The 19,163-nt window shown below is 68.6% G+C and carries 17 protein-coding genes; 8 read left to right on the forward strand and 9 right to left on the reverse strand.

Features of this window, described 5'->3' with window-relative positions; all coding sequences use genetic code 11:
* Positions 1-92: 92 nt before the first annotated feature.
* The gene (locus tag EDC22_RS12755) at positions 93-2,228 is read right to left on the reverse strand and encodes a DUF294 nucleotidyltransferase-like domain-containing protein (RefSeq protein WP_132807047.1); all 2,136 of its coding nucleotides are present in this window, start codon (positions 2,226-2,228) and stop codon (positions 93-95) included.
* A gap of 228 nt (positions 2,229-2,456) precedes the next feature.
* Complete coding sequence (locus tag EDC22_RS12760; RefSeq protein ID WP_132807048.1) at positions 2,457-3,101, reverse strand: hypothetical protein; 645 nt, start codon at positions 3,099-3,101, stop codon at positions 2,457-2,459.
* Between the two features lie 187 nt (positions 3,102-3,288).
* Between EDC22_RS12760 and EDC22_RS12765 the strand changes: the two genes are divergently transcribed.
* Positions 3,289-6,804, forward strand: a complete 3,516-nt coding sequence (locus EDC22_RS12765; protein WP_245499750.1) for a hybrid sensor histidine kinase/response regulator — start codon at positions 3,289-3,291, stop codon at positions 6,802-6,804.
* A gap of 12 nt (positions 6,805-6,816) precedes the next feature.
* Here the strand turns inward: EDC22_RS12765 and EDC22_RS12770 are convergent, their stop codons facing one another.
* Positions 6,817-7,479 carry a response regulator transcription factor gene (locus EDC22_RS12770; RefSeq protein WP_132807049.1) on the reverse strand — a complete coding sequence of 221 codons (663 nt, stop codon included), beginning with the start codon at positions 7,477-7,479 and terminating at the stop codon, positions 6,817-6,819.
* Between the two features lie 337 nt (positions 7,480-7,816).
* Here EDC22_RS12770 and EDC22_RS12775 point away from each other — a divergent pair, with 337 nt between their 5' ends.
* The 5 genes from EDC22_RS12775 to EDC22_RS12795 all read left to right on the forward strand — a co-directional run bounded on the left by EDC22_RS12775 (position 7,817) and on the right by EDC22_RS12795 (position 11,301).
* Positions 7,817-8,077 (forward strand): DUF4212 domain-containing protein, encoded by a 261-nt coding sequence (locus tag EDC22_RS12775; RefSeq protein ID WP_132807050.1) that lies wholly within the window; start codon positions 7,817-7,819, stop codon positions 8,075-8,077.
* Positions 8,078-8,091: 14 nt separating this feature from the next.
* Positions 8,092-9,942, forward strand: a complete 1,851-nt coding sequence (locus EDC22_RS12780; protein ID WP_207903771.1) for a sodium:solute symporter family protein — start codon at positions 8,092-8,094, stop codon at positions 9,940-9,942.
* A gap of 228 nt (positions 9,943-10,170) precedes the next feature.
* Positions 10,171-10,443, forward strand: coding sequence for a YggT family protein (locus tag EDC22_RS12785; protein ID WP_207903772.1), 273 nt, complete (start codon positions 10,171-10,173; stop codon positions 10,441-10,443).
* Between the two features lie 10 nt (positions 10,444-10,453).
* Positions 10,454-10,780: a hypothetical protein gene (locus EDC22_RS12790; RefSeq protein ID WP_132807052.1), complete on the forward strand. Its 327-nt coding sequence runs from the start codon at positions 10,454-10,456 to the stop codon at positions 10,778-10,780.
* Between the two features lie 137 nt (positions 10,781-10,917).
* On the forward strand, positions 10,918-11,301 hold the full coding sequence (locus EDC22_RS12795; RefSeq protein WP_132807053.1) for a hypothetical protein: 384 nt from the start codon (positions 10,918-10,920) through the stop codon (positions 11,299-11,301).
* A 4-nt stretch (positions 11,302-11,305) separates the two neighbouring features.
* Here the strand turns inward: EDC22_RS12795 and EDC22_RS12800 are convergent, their stop codons facing one another.
* Positions 11,306-11,743 (reverse strand): secondary thiamine-phosphate synthase enzyme YjbQ, encoded by a 438-nt coding sequence (locus tag EDC22_RS12800; protein ID WP_132807054.1) that lies wholly within the window; start codon positions 11,741-11,743, stop codon positions 11,306-11,308.
* 89 nt (positions 11,744-11,832) lie between these two features.
* Between EDC22_RS12800 and EDC22_RS12805 the strand changes: the two genes are divergently transcribed.
* Positions 11,833-12,786 carry an alpha/beta hydrolase gene (locus EDC22_RS12805; protein ID WP_132807055.1) on the forward strand — a complete coding sequence of 318 codons (954 nt, stop codon included), beginning with the start codon at positions 11,833-11,835 and terminating at the stop codon, positions 12,784-12,786.
* 4 nt (positions 12,787-12,790) lie between these two features.
* On the forward strand, positions 12,791-13,645 hold the full coding sequence (locus EDC22_RS12810; RefSeq protein WP_132807056.1) for a thioesterase family protein: 855 nt from the start codon (positions 12,791-12,793) through the stop codon (positions 13,643-13,645).
* Positions 13,646-13,661: 16 nt separating this feature from the next.
* Here the strand turns inward: EDC22_RS12810 and EDC22_RS12815 are convergent, their stop codons facing one another.
* The 5 genes from EDC22_RS12815 to EDC22_RS12835 are packed head-to-tail and all read right to left on the reverse strand — an operon-like array spanning position 13,662 to position 19,163.
* Positions 13,662-14,417 (reverse strand): polysaccharide deacetylase family protein, encoded by a 756-nt coding sequence (locus EDC22_RS12815; protein WP_132807057.1) that lies wholly within the window; start codon positions 14,415-14,417, stop codon positions 13,662-13,664.
* Positions 14,414-15,574 (reverse strand): glycosyltransferase family protein, encoded by a 1,161-nt coding sequence (locus EDC22_RS12820; RefSeq protein ID WP_132807058.1) that lies wholly within the window; start codon positions 15,572-15,574, stop codon positions 14,414-14,416. Before EDC22_RS12820 ends, EDC22_RS12815 begins: the two co-directional genes overlap by 4 nt.
* Positions 15,571-16,689 carry a glycosyltransferase family 4 protein gene (locus EDC22_RS18235; protein WP_132807059.1) on the reverse strand — a complete coding sequence of 373 codons (1,119 nt, stop codon included), beginning with the start codon at positions 16,687-16,689 and terminating at the stop codon, positions 15,571-15,573. The genes EDC22_RS12820 and EDC22_RS18235 overlap by 4 nt, the downstream gene beginning before the upstream one ends.
* A 9-nt stretch (positions 16,690-16,698) precedes the next feature.
* Positions 16,699-17,934 (reverse strand): glycosyltransferase family 4 protein, encoded by a 1,236-nt coding sequence (locus EDC22_RS12830; RefSeq protein WP_132807060.1) that lies wholly within the window; start codon positions 17,932-17,934, stop codon positions 16,699-16,701.
* An 11-nt stretch (positions 17,935-17,945) separates the two neighbouring features.
* Positions 17,946-19,163 carry a glycosyltransferase family protein gene (locus EDC22_RS12835; protein WP_132807061.1) on the reverse strand — a complete coding sequence of 406 codons (1,218 nt, stop codon included), beginning with the start codon at positions 19,161-19,163 and terminating at the stop codon, positions 17,946-17,948.

Genomic DNA, 19,163 nt, shown 5'->3' on the forward strand with positions numbered 1-19,163 from the left:
GCGCCCGGGATCGCGGTGGGACGGATACGGCCATTGACGGTTGGCGCACCCGCGAACGCTAGCCGATTTGCCGCTGTCTCCGCCAGCCGGCTTCAGGCGAACATCAGGTCGCGCACCATGTGGTCGATGGTACCGAGTGACGACAGGGCGCGCTTCAGTTCCTCGACGCGGGCGCGCGACAGCCGGCCCGGATCGACCCGGTTGCTCGGCGGCTCGCCGGCGTCGACGTCGGCGATCTGCTGGTCGAGCATGAGTTGCAGCAGCAGTGCATGGGTTCCGATCAGACGTTCGAGATCCGGGGCCGAGCCGATGCCGAGCGCGGCGAGCCCCTGCAGTCGCGCCTTCGTCGAGCGTTCGAGCACATGGTGGCGGATCGACAGCAGCCGGGCGTTGGCAACGATGGTGAACAGGCCGCCCTTCTTCAGGTCGATCCGGCCGTTCTCGGTTCTGAGACCCCCGAAGAAGGTCAGCGGCGGGTGGAAGGTACCGGCGGCCTCCGCCAGCAGCTTGGCGAAGTCGGCTGACTGGCGGCCCTGATCATAGGCGTAGGTCCACAGATCGCGGGCCATGCGGGCATTTCCGTAGACCGGCCGCAGGTCGAAGAAGATGTCGACGTTGAGCAGATCCTGCGGCCGCGATCGCCGCACCCACCCGGCGATGCGGCGTCGCCAGTCGCTGGCCGAGGCGCGCCACTCGGCATTGCGCGCCATCACTCCACCCTTGCAGTAGGGCACGCCGGAGGCGTGCAGGATGTCGGCAACATGGCCGCCGAACGTCGCGAACCAGTCATCCACCGCAGCCGCGTCGGCCGGAGCGGGGTCCGCGTAAACGATCGCATTGTCCTGGTCGGCCGCCAGCAGGCTTTCGCCGCGACCGCCGGAACCGAGCACCAGCAGCGCATAGTCGACGGGCGGTGCGCCGCGCCCTGCCTCCTCCATCCGGATCTCGGCGATCACTGCGGCGCGGCGAGTCAGCGCGCATAGTTCACGGCTGATCACGCCGGCGACATCGCGCCCGTCGACGCCTTCGGCGACCAGGCCGCGCGCCACCACCGGCAGCCGTGCCCAGGCCGCCGCGAGCTCGTTCACGGTGCCGGCACTGTCGATCTCGTCGCCGAGCGCCACGGCGTCGTCGGCCCGCAGCCGCAGCAGATCGCGCTGGCTGAGCGCGCCGACGAGGCGGCCGGTCTCGTCGGAGACCGCCAGATGGCGGATGCGCAGCCGCGCCATCCGGCCGATCGCCCGGTAGAGGTAGGCATCGTCGAAGACCGACTCGAGGCGCGGCGTCGCGAAGTCGGCCACCGGCCGGTCGAGCGCGGCTGCGCCGTGGGCAGCCAGCGCCCTCAGGATGTCGCGCTCGGTAAGGATGCCGTGCTCGGCGACGTCGGTGGCGTCGGGTTCGCCGACGAAGATCGAGCTCACCTTGCGCTCGACCAGCACCGCGAGTGCCTCGCGCAGCGGCATCGAACCGGGTACGCGGATCGGCGGCGAGCTCATCACGTCTCGGATGCGGTGGCGATAGGGATAGGCGTCGATCCGCGCCAGTGCCTGCTCGGAGATCGCCTCTCCCTCGCGCCGTACCGGCAGCTCCCAGCCGGCCCGGTACTGTGCGTCGAACACCTCCGTCAGCCCGGCGCAGGCCGCCTCCGCCTCGGCAAGCGTGCGGATGTTCCGCTCGCGCAGATGGGGGACGAGCCGGACGAAGATGTCGGCGGTGACCCGCGCGTCGCCCATGGCGGTGTGCCGGCCGCTGACCTCGACATCGAGCCAGGCTGCCAGCGTCTCGAGCGAGTGGGCCGCCAGCCGCGGTGCCGCGAGCTGGCCGAGGATGCGGGTGTCGAGGACGTGCGGCGGCGTCCAGACTAGGCCGGCGCGCTCGTGCTCGCGCTTCAGGACCGCAAGATCGAAGCCGATGTTGTGGCCGATCACCACCCGCTGCCCGATAAAGGCCTGCAGCTTGCCGGCGATCTCGGCGAAGCGCGGGGCCCCCGCCAGATCCGCCTGCCCGATACCGTGGATCGCCGTCGCGCCGGGGGGCACCGGCACGCCCGGATCGACGAGGGTCTCGAACCGTTCGGCCTCCTGCAGCAGTCCGCCGCGAAGCCCGATGGCGCCGATCTGGACGATGCGTGCCTCCTTCGGATCGAGGCCGGTCGTCTCGGTGTCGAGCACCACCGCATCCACCGCGAGGAGTGGCGTGGCACGTGCAAGCTGGCTTGCGCCCGTCATCGCACAGTCCTCCCGCTCGCAACAGCCCGCGTCCATGACACGATGCAGCGCTTCGACGCGCCGGCCGTTGATCCACCGCAACCTCGACGGGCCGCGGACCCGCGAGGGCCGATCCGCTTCGCCCCGGCGGCCAGCCGCCTGCGCGCCGGCTCGCCAGCCTTGCGGCAGCGGCAGGGCCGAGCCGGCGGTGCGGTGACCGGGGCCGAAACGTCGGTCAGCACTCGTCGGTCAGTCGGCACCGACGGCTGGCAGGCGGATCGGCCTCGGCGGCGCAAGCACGTCCTCGACCAGTGGATCGAGCCGGGCCCGGGCGACGAATTCCTCGTACATGCGGCACAGATTGGCGCGCAGGTGGTTGCGCACCACGACGAAATCCTCGCCGCGCAGCGTGTGGTGGATCGGCATCAGGTCGAACATCGCCCGCGCCGTGGTAAGCGGGATGTCCTTCACCTTCTTCGGCGGCGCAAGCTGGATCTCGGCGAGGCGCCTGCGGAACACTTCCTCGTGTTCGACCCAGAACGTCGAGGGCTCGTCGGGCGGCACCGGATAGCGGTGGATGACGTTGATGCCGATCTCGATCATCCGGTCGAGCAGCTGCGCCTCGCGCCCCGCCGCCAGCGGCCTCAGCACACCCTCGACCATTTCGACGACGTTGGCGAGCGCGATCGGATAGCCGTTCCAGCGGGCAATATCGACGGCATCCCTGAAGCTCTTCTCCTTGAACAGCTTCTCCCAGAACACGCCGGCGCGGGCGCGCGAGTACTCGAACACGCATTTCTGCACGAGGAAGGCAGCGTTGGCGTCCAGATAGTCCTCGAGCCCACCGACATCGGTGATCGGCGGGGGACGGCGGAAGAGATTCAGGATCCCCAATTCGACCTCCCTGTCCTCACCGGTTTTGCGTGTAGAATGTCGCAAGCGCGGGCGCCGCGCCAGTGGCCGCGCCGAAGCCGTCAGACCAAGCCGCTGCCTTGCCAGGTCACGGGCGGGCCAGGTCACGGGCGGGCCAGGTCGCGGGCGGGCCAGGTCGCGGCGCCGAGGCGCCCCGCGGGAGGGGAACGTGCAGGGCTGGCTGGTTGTCGCCACCGGCGTACTCTACATCGCCTTCCTGTTCGCCGTGGCAAGCTACGGCGACCGGCTTGCCATGGGCGGGAGATGGCGTGCGGCCCGGCCGCTGATCTACGCCATGTCGCTCAGCGTCTACTGCACCTCCTGGACGTTCTTCGGCTCGGTCGGACTCTCGGCGCGGACCGGCTACGACTTCCTGCCGGTCTATATCGGCGCCGGCCTGATGATCGGGCTGGGCTTCCCGATCGTGCTCAGGATCGTACGGCTGGCGAAGGACCAGAACATCACCTCGATCGCCGATTTCATCGCCTCGCGCTACGGCAAGAGCCAGCAGGTCGGCGCCGTGGTGACGCTGATCGCGGTGATCGGCACGCTTCCCTACATCGCACTGCAGCTGAAGGCGATCTCGACCTCGGTTGCGACAATGGTCGGCTATCTGCAGTACGACGGCACCTTCACCAACGCGCCGATCCTGACGGATTCGGCGCTGTTCGTGGCGCTCGCGCTTGCCGCCTTTGCCATCCTGTTCGGCACCCGCCATATCGACGCCACCGAGCACCAGGACGGCATGATGCTCGCGATCGCCACCGAATCCATCGTCAAGCTCTGTGCCTTCCTCGTCGTCGGCGTCTTCGTCACCTTCGTGATGTTCGACGGTCCCTCCGAACTGCTCGCCAGGGCCGCGGCGGCGGGCGACGTCATGCCGCGGTTCAGCCAGGAAATGCATGGCGGCACCTGGGTGACGATCACCGGGCTCAGCCTGATGGCGATCATCCTGCTGCCGCGGCAGTTCCACGTCACGGTCGTCGAGAACCACAGCGAAAGCGAGATCCGCCGCGCGGCATGGCTGTTTCCGCTCTATCTCGTCCTCATCAACCTGTTCGTGGTGCCGATCGCCATCGCGGGCCTGGTGACGTTCGGCGACGATCTCGTCGATGCAGACATGTTCGTGCTGGCCTTGCCGATGGCGGCAGGTTCGAACTGGGTGACGCTGCTCGCCTTCATCGGCGGCCTGTCGGCGGCAACGGCCATGGTTATCGTCGAGGCGGTGGCGCTGTCGATCATGGTCTGTAACGACATCGTCGTCCCGGCGATGCTGCGCCACGGCAGCGCCGAGATGCAGCGGCCCGATGTCGGGCGCCGGCTGCTGCTGGTGCGGCGGGTCGCCATCGTGGTGATCCTGCTGCTGGCCTACGCCTACTACCGGACCGCCGGCAACACGGCGGCACTCGCCTCGATCGGACTGCTGTCCTTCGCCGCGATCGCCCAGCTGGCGCCGGCCTTCTTCGGCGGCATGATCTGGCGGCGCGCGACCGCGCGCGGCGCGATCGCCGGCATTCTCGCCGGTTTCGGGGTCTGGATCTACACGCTGCTGCTGCCGGCCTTCGCCAAGTCCCGCATCGTGCCCGAGAGTCTGATCGAGCATGGTCCCTGGGGGATCGGATTCCTGCGCCCGGAACATCTCTTCCATCTCGAATTCGCGCCGCTTGCGCATGGCGTCTTCTGGAGCCTGTCGGTCAACATCGCGGCCTTCATCCTAGTCTCGCTGATGCGCCGGCCGGAACCGATCGAGCGCCTGCAGGCCAATGTCTTCGTGCAGACGGACCTGACGCCGATCACGCCGGCGCGACGGCTCTGGAAGAGTTCCGTTTCGCTCGGCGAGCTGATGGACACGGTGTCGCGCTATCTCGGAGAGGACCGCACACAGCGCTCCTTCGCCAATTTCGCGGCCGAACGCGGCCTGACGCTCGATCCGCGCGGCGAGATTGACATGCACAGTCTGCGCTACGCCGAGCATCTGCTCGCCAGCGCGATCGGCGCACCGTCATCGCGCCTGGTGCTGGCACTGCTGCTCAGGCGGCGGGATGTCAGCTCCAAGCAGGCGCTGAAGCTGCTCGACGACGCCTCCGAGGCGATCGTCTACAATCGCGACCTGCTGCAGACGGCGCTCGACCATGTGGGGCAGGGCATCGTCGTGCTCGACGCCGACCTGCGGCTGACCACCTGGAACCGGCGCTTCCGCGAGCTGCTCGACCTGCCGCCCGAATTCGGTCGGGTCGGTGTGCCGCTGACGGAGCTGCTTGCCTTGCTCGCCAACCGCGGCGATTTCGGTCCGGGCAATGCGGGTCAGCTCGTCGAGGAGCGGCTGCGGCGGATGGTGCTGCGCCTGGAGACCTATCACGAACGGCTGCTTCCGTCCGGTACCGTGCTCGAAGTGCGCAGCACGGTGATGCCGAATGGCGGCCTGGTGATGACCTTCACGGACATCACCGAACGCGTGCGAACCGCAGAGGCGCTGGAGCGCGCCAACGAGACGCTCGAGCGGCGAGTGCGGGAGCGCACCGACGAACTGGAGCGGCTGAACCGCGAACTCGAAAGGGCGAGTGCCACGGCCGAGGAGGCCAATATCGGCAAGACCCGATTCCTGGCGGCGGCAAGCCACGACATCCTGCAGCCGCTGAACGCCGCCAGACTCTACGCGGCGAGCCTCAGGGAGCGGCGGCTGAAGCCGGAAGATCGCAAGATCGCGGAGAACATCGACGCCTCGCTCGACGCGGTCGAGGACATCCTGTCGGCGATCCTAGACATCTCGCGTCTCGACACCGGAGCGCTGAAGCCGGAACTGTCAAGCTTCGGCATCTGCGAGCTGCTCGACCAGCTCGAGGTCGAGTTCGCGCCGATCGCCAAGGATCACGGCCTCGAGCTGACCGTGATGCGCTGCTCGCTGACCGTGCGCACGGACCGGCGGCTCCTGCGGCGGCTCCTGCAGAACCTGTTGTCGAACGCACTGAAATACACCATCAGCGGCCGGGTGCTGGTCGGTTGCCGGCGGCGCCCGGGGCGCCTTCGGATCGAGGTTCACGACACCGGCCCGGGCATTCCGCCCGCCAAGCAGAAGATCATCTTCCAGGAATTCCAGCGCCTCGAGGACGGCGCCCGGCGCGCGCGCGGGCTCGGGCTCGGCCTGTCCATCGTCGAGCGCATCGGCCGGGTCCTCGACCATCCGGTCGAGGTGATGTCGGTGCCGGGCCGCGGCTCGGTATTCTCGGTCGAGATCCCGGTCACCGCCGCCGTCTCGCCGCCGGTCAGAATGCCGCCGGCGCGGCGCTCCGGCGCGCGCGTCGAGGGCCTCGTCGTGCTGTGCATCGACAACGAGCCGCAGATCCTCGACGGCATGGCGGCGCTGCTGAGTGGCTGGGGCTGCCGGGTGCTGACAGCGCCCTCGGTGAAGGCTGCCCGACGCACCCTGAAGCGCGAGAAGCTCCTGCCCGACGTGCTGCTGGTCGACTATCACCTCGACCACGGCAACGGGATCGAGGCAATCACCGACCTCAGATGGAAGCTCGGCAACCGGCTGCCGGCGATCCTGATCACCGCCGACCGCTCGCCACCGATCCGGGACGAAGCCCGTTCGAAGGACATCGCGGTGCTCTACAAGCCGCTGAAGGCGGCCGCGCTGCGCGCCGTGCTCGCCCAGATCCCGGTGCGCAGGGAAGCGGCTGAGTAGTCCCGGGCGCGATCATTCCGCCCCCGGCCATTGCCCCGCCTCGATGCGGCTGGCGACAATCACCGCCTGGGTGCGGCTGTCGACGCCGAGCTTCTGCAGGATCGCCGAGACATGCGCCTTCACCGTCGCCTCGGAGACGCCGAGCTGGAAGGCGATCTGCTTGTTGAGCAGACCCTCGCTCAGCATCATCAGCACGCGCACCTGCTGCGGGGTGAGGGTAGCCAGCCTATCGGTCATGTCCGATCCGCCCCCTTCGCCCGCCTCCGGATCGAATTCCGGCGGGGTCCAAACGCCGCCACCAAGGACCTCGGCCACCGCGCGGCGGATCGAGTCCACGTCGATCGACTTCGGAATGAACCCGGAGGCGCCGAATTCCAGGCAGCGACGGATGACCTCTCCCTCCTCATGTGCCGAGACAACCACCACGGGGACACTGGGATACTGCCCGCGCAGGAACAGCAGGCCGGAGAACCCGCGCACGCCCGGCATCGCCAGATCGAGCAGCACCAGGTCGATCTCGGCATCGCGCTCGAGCCTGGCGGTCATCTCGTCCAGCGTTCCGGCCTCGACAATCTCGACCGAGGACAGGCTGCCGGACAGCGCCTGCTTCAGCGCGTCCCTGAACAGCGGATGGTCATCCGCGATCAGGATGCGATATGTCCCGATCTGATCCATCCGGCACTCCCCGTTGTCTCCCTGCCCGCCGGCAAGTGTTTCGTGCCGGCGCCGATTTCGCAACCATTGCCGGACGAGGGTGTGATCGCGCGGATATACTGCGATGCAGCAAGTCTCATTGCGGCGCACACCAGAAGGTCCGGCGTAGCCGAAAGTCGAATGTAGACGAGAGTTACGGAATGGTAACCTGCCGGCAGCGTGGCGGAGTGGCAGGCTTGCGCCGCGTCTTGGCGCCGGGGGACGGCGACGACGTTCATCGGTGCGCGTTGCACAGGGGGCCCCGCCGGTTGCGGCTATCGAATCCGGCGTCCGGCCCGTTACCGGGAGGACACTACCCATGGCTAACGGCAATGACGAAGCCTGGTGGGCGAAGACCAAGGGACTGATGATCACCAGCCTGGTGATCTGGTTCCTGGCGGGCTTCCTCGTCCATGCCTTCGTGAACCCACTCAACTCGATCGTGATCTTCGGCTTCCCGCTCGGCTACTACATGGCCGCCCAGGGATCGCTGATCGTGTTCGTTGTCCTGATCTTCTGGTTCGCCAGCAGGCAGGATTCGATCGACCGCGAATTCGGCGTCGCCGAAGACGATTACTGAGGGGAGAGCGGAACATGGCAACGCAATCCTCGGGCGGAATGGATTTCGTCAACAATCTGGGCAAGATCTACGGGATCTACACGGGTGGCTTCGCCGCCTTCGTCATCCTCCTCGCGATCCTCGAGCAGGTGGGTGTCCCCAATCAGGTGATCGGCTACCTGTTCGTGTTCTTCACGCTGCTCGTCTATGCCGGCATCGGCGTCCTGTCGCGCACGATGCAGGTCAGCGAGTACTATGTCGCCGGCCGGCGGGTGCCCGCCTTCTACAACGGCATGGCGACCGCGGCCGACTGGATGTCCGGCGCCTCCTTCGTCGGCATGGCCGGCACGCTCTACATGCTGGGCTATGACGGCCTCGCCTTCGTGCTGGGCTGGACCGGCGGCTACGTGCTGGTCGCGGTGCTCGTCGCGCCCTATCTGCGCAAGTTCGGCGCCTACACGGTGCCCGATTTCCTGGCGGCGCGCTTCGGCGGCCACTTCGCCCGCTTCCTTGGCATCCTCGTGCTGTTCGCCTGCTCGTTCACCTACGTGACCGCGCAGATCTACGCGACCGGCATCATCGCCTCGCGATTCCTCGGCATGCCGTTCGAGATCGCGGTGTTCGTCGGTCTGCTCGGCATCCTGCTGTGCTCGATGCTCGGCGGCATGCGGGCGGTCACCTGGACGCAGGTTGCCCAGTACATCGTGCTGATCATCGCCTATCTGGTGCCGGTCGTGATCCTCTCGGCGCAGCGCTACGGCGTGCCGCTGCCGCAGCTCATGTACGGTCAGGCGCTGCAGGAAATCACCCAGCTCGAGCGCGAACTGCAGTCCCAGGGCCTGGCTCCGGCCGATCTCAAGCCCTATCTGCAGCCCTTCACCACCTACAATCCGCTCAACTACTTCGGGCTGATCCTGTGCCTGATGGTCGGCACGGCCTCGCTGCCGCACATCCTGATGCGCTACTTCACCACGCCGAGCGTGCGTGATGCGCGCAAGTCGGTCGGGTGGTCGCTGCTGTTCATCTTCCTGCTGTACTTCACGGCGCCGGCCTATGCGGCCTTCGCCAAGCTTGAAGTCTACCAGAACGTCATCGGCACGGCGATTGCCGACCTGCCGGGCTGGGTGTTCCAGTACGGGCAGCTCGGCCTGGTGAAGATCTGCGGGGCCGATGCCGCGACCGTCGACGCGATCCGCGCGGCGTGCACGGCCAAGGGCACCGGCGACGGCGTTCTGGCGCTCGGCGAACTGTCGATCAATACCGACGTCATCGTCATCTCGACGCCGGAGATCGCCGGTCTGCCCTATGTGATCGCCGGCCTCGTGGCAGCGGGCGGCCTTGCCGCCGCGCTGTCGACGGCAGACGGACTGCTGCTCGCCATCGCCAATGCGCTCAGCCACGACATCTACTACAAGATGGTCGATCCGCATGCCTCGACGCAGCGCCGGCTGATCGTCGCCCGCGTCCTCCTCGTGCTGGTTGCGGTGGCCGCGGCATGGCTCGCCTCGACCAAGCCTGCCGACATCCTGTCGATGGTCGCCTGGGCGTTCTCGCTGGCCGCGGCGGGCAACTTCCCGGCGCTGGTTCTCGGTGTGTGGTGGAAGCGCTGCACGACGGCCGGCGCGATCGCGGGCATCATCGCCGGCTTCGGCATCACGCTCTACTACCTGGTGATGACCCGGTATGGCGGAATGGCGGAATGGTTCGGCATCCGCAACATCTCGGCCGCCCTGTTCGGTCTGCCGGTCGGCTTCATCGTGATGATCGTGGTGAGCCACTTCACCCCGGCGCCATCGAGGGAAGTGCAGGAACTGGTCGACGAACTGCGCAAGCCACGGGGCGGCACGCTGATGGAAGGCGGCGACCTGAAGCCCAAGGCCGCCTGATCCAGGCGATTGCGACAACCGCGGGGGCGGGGCTCATCGGCCCCGCCCTTTCCATGGGGGCCGCAGCCTCGCACGATCGCCATCCTCAGCATCGACCCGATCGCCGCCCCCGATCACCGAAGCCGATCGCCGGATCAGTGCCGGAGGATCGTCGGCACGCCGATCCCGCGCAAACCCGGTTTCCCAACAACAGGGTTTTGCTTACAGTCCCGCGCCATGGAACCGCAATTGTCCTGGGTCGTGCAGATTCCGAACTACGTGCTGGCGGCGCTGATGTACACGCTGCTGGCGCGGTTCGTCCTGTCGTTCCTGTTCGCCCCCGACTCGCCGAACTACATCTTCCGCGCCTTCGTGCGGCTGACCGATCCGGTGCTCGCCGTGGTGCGGGTGATCACGCCGGCCGCGGTACCCCCGCTGATCCTGCTGATCTTCGCGGCGATCTGGATGCTGTTCCTCAGGATCGTGCTGGTCGTGGCGGTCGTCGGGGCGGCGCAGGCCTGAGGCATTCGGGATGAGCAACCAGGGCTATCTGATCGGCATCCTCGGCTTCGGGCTGCTGAGCGGCATGTTCTCGCCGATCCTGCTCAAGCAGATGACCGCGGTCGTGGTCATCCTCTCGCCGGGTCTGCTGATCTCCAGCCCGGCGGTGGTCGTGTTCCTCGCCTACCTGCTCGGCGCGACATTCACCATCATGCTCGCCGGCATTCCGGCTGCGCTCTACGAGCGGCTCACCGGCGCGAAGGACTCGACGCCCATGTCGCTCTGGATCTGGCTGGCGGGAACGGCCGTCCTGGCGCTGCCGGCGGTCACCACCTTCTTCGGCGTCGGCGGGTTCTGATCGCGCCGTCCCATCGGCAGCAATCTCCCCGGTCGCGACGTTGTGTAGCCGCCGCGCTTGTCATTCCCGCCGCCATCGTCCGATACTTCCCGGACACTATCGTGGCGCAGCGATCGATCCGCCCCGCGAGGATCGCCTTGGACCAGTTGCGACGTCTCGCCTTTCTCTCGATCGGCAGAGCCTGCGGCTTTGCCGGCTTTGCCATTCTCTGCGTGATGATCGGACTCAGCTACGATCCGCTGATGGCGACGCGAGTCGGCGGCATCTTCACGACGATGATGACCATCCTGCTGCTCATCAGGGCGCGCCTCGCGCTGACCCAGAACATCCGCCGTACCGAGATGTGGCTGATGCTGGAAGACGGCGATCGGCCGGCGCGCGAATATGCGCAGTGGGTCGGTTCGACGGTGCTGCGGGATGCCTATCTGTGGTTCGCCCAGTATGCCGCCGGGGTCTCGATCGTGCTGTGGACCCTCGCCCTGATCCTGTCATTGGCGGGCGGGCCTGCCCCCGTCGGCTGATCATCTAACCGCAGCGAGCCATTTCGCCGACGAAGTGAACCACGACCTCGCGTTCGCGAGGCCGGTCGCGATGTTCGACGAGATATACAGCCTGCCAGGTTCCGAGCAGCATGCGGCCTTGGCGGACCGGAATCGACAGCGAGGTTGCGGTCAGCATCGTGCGGACATGGGCTGGCATGTCGTCGGGACCCTCCGAGGCATGACGGTAGCTGGCGCTGCGTGGTGCAAGCCGGTCGAGGGCGGCGGCAAGATCGGCCAGCACCGCCGGATCGGCGTTCTCCTGGATCGTCAGGGAGGCGGAGGTATGGCGCACGAACAGCGTCAGCAGGCCATCGCCGGCGCCGAGCGCGGCGAGGCAGCGCGCCACGGCAGCGGTAAGGTCGGTGAATCCCGGGCCGGCGGTGCGCAGGATGAGTGTCTCGAAGTGCTGCCGTATCGTCATGGCTCCCTTTCCGGCCCGGCTCTGGACGCCGCCGCCGATGTCCTGTCAGATGTCCGGGCAATACCCCGCCCGACGTCCGGAATCACCCCATGCCACCGATCGACTTCCCGCCGCCAGACGTTTTCTCCGAGGCCTCGATCTCGGCGGAAACCAGGGCGATCAACGAGGCAATCGTCCGCCGCCTCGCCGAGGCGCCCGACCCGTGGTCATTCACGCCGGCCGAGATGCGCGAGCGGCGGCGCAAGGGATTGTGGGTGTTCCCGATCGCGAGCCGTTCGCCCCGCGCGCAGACGATCGAGATCGAGGGGCCGCACGGCCCCGTCCCGCTCAGGATCATCGCGCCGGCACAGCCGCAGGGCGTCTATCTGCATATTCACGGTGGCGGCTGGGTCTATGGCGGCGCCGACGAACAGGACCCGCGCCTCGAGCGCATCGCCGACCGGTGCGGGCTGGCGGTGGTCAGCGTCGACTACCGGCTGGCCCCCGAACATCCCTATCCGCAGGGCCCCGACGACTGCGAGGCGGCTGCGCTCTGGCTGACACGCGAATCACGGACGCGCTTCGGCACCGACAGGCTGATGATCGGCGGCGAATCGGCGGGCGCGCATCTGTCCGTCGTCACCCTGCTGCGGCTGCGCGACAGGCATGGACTGCGGCCCTTCCGCGCCGCCAACCTGATCGCCGGCTGCTACGACCTGCGCCTGACGCCGAGTGCGGCGCGCTGGGGCGCGCAGCGTCTGGTGATCAACACGCTCGATCTGAGGACCTATGTCGGCCTGTTCGCGGCCGGACATCGCCTCGATGATCCCGACCTGTCGCCGCTGTTCGCCGATCTATCGGGACTTCCCCCGGCTCTGCTGACGGTTGGGACCCGCGATCCGCTGCTCGACGATACGCTGTTCATGGCCTCGCGCTGGGCTGCGGCCGGAAACGATATCGAGCTCGGCGTCTATCCCGGCGGTGCGCACGTGTTCATCGCCTTCCCGGGGGCATTGGCCGAAGCGTGCCTCGAACGCATCGACAGCTTCCTAAAGGACGTCTGACCTGATGGCCCCGGTCGAGAGCCTGCGCGGCTATGTCAACACATGGGACTGCGACGAGAACGACCATCTCAACGTCCAGTTCTATTTCCGTTTCTTCGAGGATGCCTCGGCGCACTTCCAGTCGCTGTGCGGCGTACCGGCCGGCGCGCGCCGGCGACCGACCGTCCGGCATGTACGCTATCATCGCGAACTGCGTGCGAATGATTCGATCCGCATCGAGTCACTGTTCGCCACCGATGCGGGATCGGGCCGCCCCGGCGTCGTCCACATGATGTATGCGACCGGATGCGGGACGCTGGCGGCGACCTGCCTCGAGGATTGCGATGGGTTCGGCGAGGCGCTTCGCGCCGCACTGGTGCGGCACGAGGCAGCGATGCCGGACAGCGCCCTGCCGCGCAGCCTGGCGCCCGGACCGGCGGTCCTCGACAAGGACACCGCCGCAGGGCAGGTGACGCTGCGCAGCCGGGTGCGGGCCGGCGACTGCGGGCCGGATGGCGTCATCGAGGACTGGCCGTTCGTCGGCCGCAATTCGGACGCGGCGGCTCATTTCTGGGATCTCGTCGGGATCGACAGGCGATGGCTCGACCGCCACGGCCGCGGCCGTGTCGCGGTCGAGATGAAGCTCACCCGCCTCGGCGATCTGCGCCATGGCGACCTGATGCACGTCACGAGCCGGCCGCTTGCGGTCGCACGCTCGACGGTCAGCTTCGAGAACCGCTTCGTGGCCAGCGACACCGGCAAGGTGGCCGCCGTGATACAGCTCACTGCGCTGACCATGAATCTCACGACGCGCAGGGCCGAACCCCTCCCGGACGAAACCCGGGCAATGATCGAGGCGCGGATCGCCGGGGCACGGTGAGACGGCCGCCGCAGCCTCAGATCTCGAACAGCGCTCCGACCGGCGGCCAGTCGACCGCCGGATGGGTAGCTGCGACGGACAGGAACGCCTCGAGGAAGTCCCGGCAGCCCTGGTCGTGGACCAGGTGATGGGTAAGCAGGCCGATCGGCGCCGGGTCACCGGCGAGCCGGCGGTCGATCTCCTCCTGAAGCACCTTCAGCATCTTCGCCTGTCCGGCGAAGACGCGTCCGCGCTTCCAGTCGACGATGTCCAGATGGGTGTTCAGACAATGCGGATCGCCCGCATGCATCCGGGCAAAGGTGGTGAGGCCAGGTAGCCCGGCCTCCGCGCGGCGCCTCGCCACCACGTCGCAAACACGGTTCCAGGGCGGCGTCAGCACCGGCAGGAACCGCCCGCCGAACAGCCCGGCAAGTCGGTGGCGACCGGCGACGAGCTCCGCCAGCACGATATCGGCCGGGCGGTCGGCGCCGAGTTCGGCCGCCTTCGCGCCGGCCGGCGCGTGATTGCGGTGGGCAAAGCCGTGCTGCAGCACGACGACACGGCGGGGCTCGCCGGCGAGGCGGTCGGCGAGAGCGGCCCCCGCCGGTTCCGGGATCACCGCCAGCGCCAGGGGCACGCCGTGGCGGGCGGCAGCGGCGAGCAGATCGTCGAGCGCGGCGGACGGCGCCACGGCATCGTCATCGCGCCACCAGAACGCGATCCTGCTTCCGCGTCGCGCAACGCCGTCGAGAAGATCGCGCAGCGTCCGCGCGAGGTCGTCCGCCGAGCTCATTCGACGCCCGCACGGATGCGTTGCAGCGTCTCGACGAGCAGGCTCGCCGAGGCGGCGGCACCGTTGCGGTCGAGCGGCAGGAATGACTGCGGTAACGCCATCGCCCTGTCCACCGCCGCCGCCAGGGTCTGCGGCGTCAGGGCCGCTTCCGGCAGCACGGCGCACAGGCCGCGTGCGGCGAGTGCTTCGGCCCGCTGGGTCTGCTCCGTCTCGTCACCGCGCGCGAACGGCACGAACAGCGCGCGGCAGCCGGCCGCCAGCACATCGACCGCCGTGTTGTATCCGCACTGGCTGATCGACAGGCGCGCGCGCTTCAGCAATCCGGGGAAATCCCGGCGCGCCCGCTCGACGACAATGCCCTCGCATGCCCGGTCGCGCAGGCCAAGCAGTACGAGGTCGTCGAGATCGGTGCCGACCAGCAGCCGCCAGCGTGCGGTATCGCAGGTAGTGCACATGTGCCGTGCGGCGATCGCCGTCTCCAGCAACCGCACGCCGACCGCGCCGCCGCCGCAGGAGACGATGACCTCGTCGGCGCCGTCGCCGGGCGGCGGGTCGGGCGTATCGGCGCCGGTGTCGATGTAGCCGGTGTAGCGGATCAGATCGGCGATCATGACGGCCGGCGGGAAGCTGTCCTCGAAGCGGATGAACGAGGGATCGCCGTGCACCAGAACCAGGTCGCAATGGTCCCTGGCACGTTCGGCCATGCGCGCCTCCTTCACCGGATCGCGCTTGCGCACCAGGATGTCGCGGACAGAGGCGGCCACCAGGGGGCGGGGCAACAGCAGGCGGCTGGCCTGCATCAGGGGTTCCATCTCGAAGCCGAAAGCGCCGCGTCCGAACGGCCAGGTCTCGGTCACCAGGATGTCCGGCGCGATCGTGTCGAACAGGCCGAGCAGACGCTCGCGGCGGCGTGCCCTCCAGGCCGCGTCGATCGGCCGGCCGGCCTCGTCGACGATCCCGGAGAAGGTCTCGTCGGCGGCACGGGCGGCCGGCAGCTCGATCAGTTCGGCGCCGCCGAGATCGACGGTCGGTGGCATGCGGTTGCCCGACACGACGGTGGTCTCGACCCCCAGCGCGGCGAGCGCGCGGCCGAGCGCGGCGGCGCGCACGGCGTGGCCGGTGCCGAGCAGGTGCTGGACGTGGATCAGCGCCTTCATGGGACTGTCTCCGCCTTGCGGCCACGATGAACCGAGGCCGCCGCGTCGATCAATGCCGCGAGTGCCCGCCTGCCCGCCGCGAGGTCATGCCCGGATGCGACATGCGCCACGGCCGCCGCGCCATGGCGGCGGCGCAGGTCTGGATCGTCGAGATAGCGGGCGAGCGCGCCGGCGAAGGCGTCGGTATCCCCCTCGGGGACAAGCAACCCGGTGCGTCCGTCCAGCACGATGTCGGGGACGCCGCCCGACGCACCGGCGACGACCGGCAGACCCGCCGCCTGAGCTTCCAGGAGAGCGACGCCGAAGGCTTCGTTCACCGCCGGCCAGGCCAGCACGTCGCCCTCGCCATAGACCGATGCGATCGCGTCCGGTTCGACGACGCCGCGCCAGTCCACCCGCGCCGCCGGGAACAGGCCGAGGATTTCCTCCCGGCACGGACCGTCGCCGGCGACGAGCAGACGCCAGGCGCGGCCGGCAAGCTTGCCGAGCGCAGCAGCGAGCAGCCGATAGGAGCGTTCCTTGTCGCCGGCCCGCATCATGGCGACCACCACTAGCACCGGGACCGCTGCCGTGCGTGGCCGGGCAGCAGCGGCCGCGAAGCGCGCGGCGTCGATGAACGGGGCGAGGCGATGCAGGCGTCCCGATGGCAGGAAGCCGGCGAGACCCTCGGCATCCTCGGCATGCAGGGCCGCAACCACGTCGGCAGCTGCGAGCGCCCGGTCGGCGGCGGCGAAGCCTGCCGCCCAGGGGCCTGCGGCCTGCTTGGCGGCCCGACAGCCCTCGATCACCAGATAGGGGATGCCAAGCGCGCGGGCGATCACCGGTCCGATCAGATCGGGGGCCTTGTGGTAGAGATGATAGGTCAGCCAGAGATCCGGCGCCGGCCCGTTGCGCCAGCGCTCCATCAGCCTGCTGGTCTCGGCCGCAGCCGCTGCACGCACCTCCTCGAAGGCCTGCGGATCGGGGCGGGGGAGCCATGTTCTCAGCCGCGATGCGATCTCGACCGCGTGGCCCTCTGCGGTCAGTGCCTTGAGGATCAGCCGCGCCGTCTCGCGGTCGCCGGAAATCACCGGATCGTCTGGCGGCTTCATCGGGGCGTGGAAGGCGATGCGCATGCCAGGATCTCAGGCCGCCTTGCGACGGAGCGACTCCCGCAGCATCTGCGCGATGCGGTCGAGACCGGGCGCGGCGGCGAAGTGCTCGAGGGTCCGCGCACGGCCGGCGGCGGCGAGGCGCTGCCGGGCGGCCGGATTGCGCGCAAGGGCGATGATCGCACTCGCGAGCGCAGTCGGGTCGCGCGGTGGCACCAGCAGGCCGGTGCGGCCGTCCTCGATCAGCTCCGGAATGGCGGAAACCGGCGTCGCGATCGCGGCAACGCCGAGAATCTGCGCCTCCATCAGCACGTTCGGAAGGCCGTCGCGGTCGCCGGACTTCGCGATCCGGCTCGGCAGCACGAACAGGTCGGCGGCGCGAAAGGCCTCGATCACCGCGTCATGGGCGAGCGCACCACGGAAGCAGACGCGGTCAGCGATGCCGAGACGCTCGGCCTGGTCGCGCAGCCTGCCGATGAGCGCGCCACCGCCGATATGGGTGAGCCGCCAGTCGACCGCGTCCCCGACGCGTGCCAGGGCGCGCAGAAGGTCGTCGAAGCCCTTCTTCTCGACCGCCCGCCCGACTGCGAGAAGTCGCACCGGCCGGCCGGGCGAGCCGTCATTGTCGCCGGGGATGGCCGGTGCCGGGAAACGGGTGAAGTCGAGCCCGTGGTATACGAGCCCGATGCTGTCGGGCCGGGCGGCGAGGCCGGCGAGATAGGCGCGGTTCGCCGCCGTACAGGTGACCCCCCAGCGTGCGTCGGCGAGCTTGCGTTCGAGTTCCCAGACCGGTGTCGTCCAGATGTCCTTGGCATGGGCCGAGAACGACCAGCCGAGGCCGGTCAGCGCGGCAGCGTAGCGGGCAACCGAGGCCGGCGTGTGCAGGTAGTGGACGTGCAGCCACCCCACATCGGCGGGCAGTTCGCGCGCTAGTACCTGCGCCTGCCCCCAGCGGCGCCAGCGGTTGACCGTTCGGTCGAGCTCGAGATCGGCGCGGAACGCGGCGGCGGCGGCGGCATGGCCCGGCAGGCTCTCGCTGTGGCGTCGGCCGGCGCGAACCCTGGCAGGCTCATCCTTCAGATATTCTGGCAGGTACAGCACCTCGGCGCGTATGGCGCGATGCAGGTCATGGACGGCCGGATCCGTCGGCCTGCGCAGCGATACGATCAGGATGTCTAGTCCACGAGCCTCCAGCCCCAGGATCTCCTGGGCAATGAAGGTCTCGGACAGCCGCGGATAGCCTTTGACGAGAATCGCCACGCGAGCCATCGGCGCGGCTCTCAGGACACACCGAGCTGGATCGACCGCCTGGCCCCGGCCGTGCGCCCGAGGATCGTCGTCACGCGGTCGTTGATCACCTCGAGCCCGTCGAGCAGGCGCGAAATGCCGCGCGCCGAAGGCGGCGACTGCTGCGGCAGCCGCGCCAGCGCCTCGACCATCAGATCGACATCGGGATAATGGTCGATGGGCAGGATGCGGAGCAGGCCCGCCTCCGCGGCCTTGGTCGCACGGATCATCTGCTCCTGGCGGGGCACCACGCGCGGCACAAGCAGCGCCGGCTTGTCGAAGGACAGGATCTCGCAGAAGGTATTGTAGCCGCCCATGCCGACCACCGCCGTCGCTGCCTCGATCAGAGGCTCCATGTTGGCGGTGAACCGCTTGACCTCGAGGTCGCGCACCTGTTCGGCCCGTTCGACGAAATTCGCCTGTGCCAGCGGATCCATGAACGGCCCGAGCACGATCAGTGCGGGAAACAGCGGCCGGGTGCGGGCTTCGTAGGCGCGGATCACCCAGTCGACAAGTTCCACCCCGTCGCCGCCACCTCCGGGTGTGACCAGCAGGAACGGGTCCTCACCGAACGGCAGCGTATCTGGGGTGTGCGAGGTGCGCGGCCGCGGACTGCGCAGGTAACCGGTGAAGATGGTCTTGTCGTAGACGGACGGGTCGACGCCGACCCCTTCCAGGGGATCGAACACGCCCCTGAGCCCGAACACCCAGATATCGTCGTAGAGCTCGGCCAGCGCCGGATGGGCCCGCTTGCGCTCCCATTCCTCGCGCAGCACGTCCGGGTCGTCCATGACGTCGCGCAGGCCCAGCACCAGGTGGACGCCACGGCGCTTGAGCTGTTCGAGCGTGGCGCGCACCTCGCCGCGCAGTCCGAGCGGCTCCTTGTCGACGATGAAGATGTCCGGTTCGAAGATCTCGGCGGTGTGCTCGATGATCGAGGCGCGGATGGCGAGCGTCTGCTCGATGTCGATCGGCAGACTGAGCGAGGTGTAGGCGCCGTTGCGGAGTTTGGTGACGCCCGGCACCCGCACGAAATCGACGCGCGAGCGAAACTCGAACGAACCGATGATCGGCGAGCCCGACAGGATGAGGACGGACAGGCCGGGCGAGGTGTCGACCAGCGAATGCGCGATCGCCCGGCAACGGCGCAGATGGCCGAGGCCGAAGGAGTCGTGGCTGTAGATCAGGATCTTCGGCTTCGGGCTGATCAT

This window comes from Tepidamorphus gemmatus (assembly GCF_004346195.1).
GTDB classification, from domain to species: Bacteria; Pseudomonadota; Alphaproteobacteria; order Rhizobiales; family Tepidamorphaceae; genus Tepidamorphus; species Tepidamorphus gemmatus.

Bases quoted from the DNA above. Each gene is read 5' to 3' on its own strand.
- EDC22_RS12790 (WP_132807052.1), top strand. From the start codon at position 10,454: ATGAGCAACCAGGGCTATCTGATCGGCATCCTCGGCTTCGGGCTGCTG.
- EDC22_RS12780 (WP_207903771.1), top strand. From the start codon at position 8,092: ATGGCAACGCAATCCTCGGGCGGAATGGATTTCGTCAACAATCTGGGC.
- EDC22_RS12835 (WP_132807061.1), bottom strand. From the start codon at position 19,163: ATGATCAGCCCGAAGCCGAAGATCCTGATCTACAGCCACGACTCCTTC.
- EDC22_RS12815 (WP_132807057.1), bottom strand. From the start codon at position 14,417: ATGAGCTCGGCGGACGACCTCGCGCGGACGCTGCGCGATCTTCTCGAC.
- EDC22_RS12830 (WP_132807060.1), bottom strand. From the start codon at position 17,934: ATGGCTCGCGTGGCGATTCTCGTCAAAGGCTATCCGCGGCTGTCCGAG.
- EDC22_RS12770 (WP_132807049.1), bottom strand. From the start codon at position 7,479: ATGGATCAGATCGGGACATATCGCATCCTGATCGCGGATGACCATCCG.
- EDC22_RS12820 (WP_132807058.1), bottom strand. From the start codon at position 15,574: ATGAAGGCGCTGATCCACGTCCAGCACCTGCTCGGCACCGGCCACGCC.
- EDC22_RS12755 (WP_132807047.1), bottom strand. From the start codon at position 2,228: ATGACGGGCGCAAGCCAGCTTGCACGTGCCACGCCACTCCTCGCGGTG.
- EDC22_RS12775 (WP_132807050.1), top strand. From the start codon at position 7,817: ATGGCTAACGGCAATGACGAAGCCTGGTGGGCGAAGACCAAGGGACTG.
- EDC22_RS12805 (WP_132807055.1), top strand. From the start codon at position 11,833: ATGCCACCGATCGACTTCCCGCCGCCAGACGTTTTCTCCGAGGCCTCG.
- EDC22_RS18235 (WP_132807059.1), bottom strand. From the start codon at position 16,689: ATGCGCATCGCCTTCCACGCCCCGATGAAGCCGCCAGACGATCCGGTG.
- EDC22_RS12810 (WP_132807056.1), top strand. From the start codon at position 12,791: ATGGCCCCGGTCGAGAGCCTGCGCGGCTATGTCAACACATGGGACTGC.
- EDC22_RS12800 (WP_132807054.1), bottom strand. From the start codon at position 11,743: ATGACGATACGGCAGCACTTCGAGACACTCATCCTGCGCACCGCCGGC.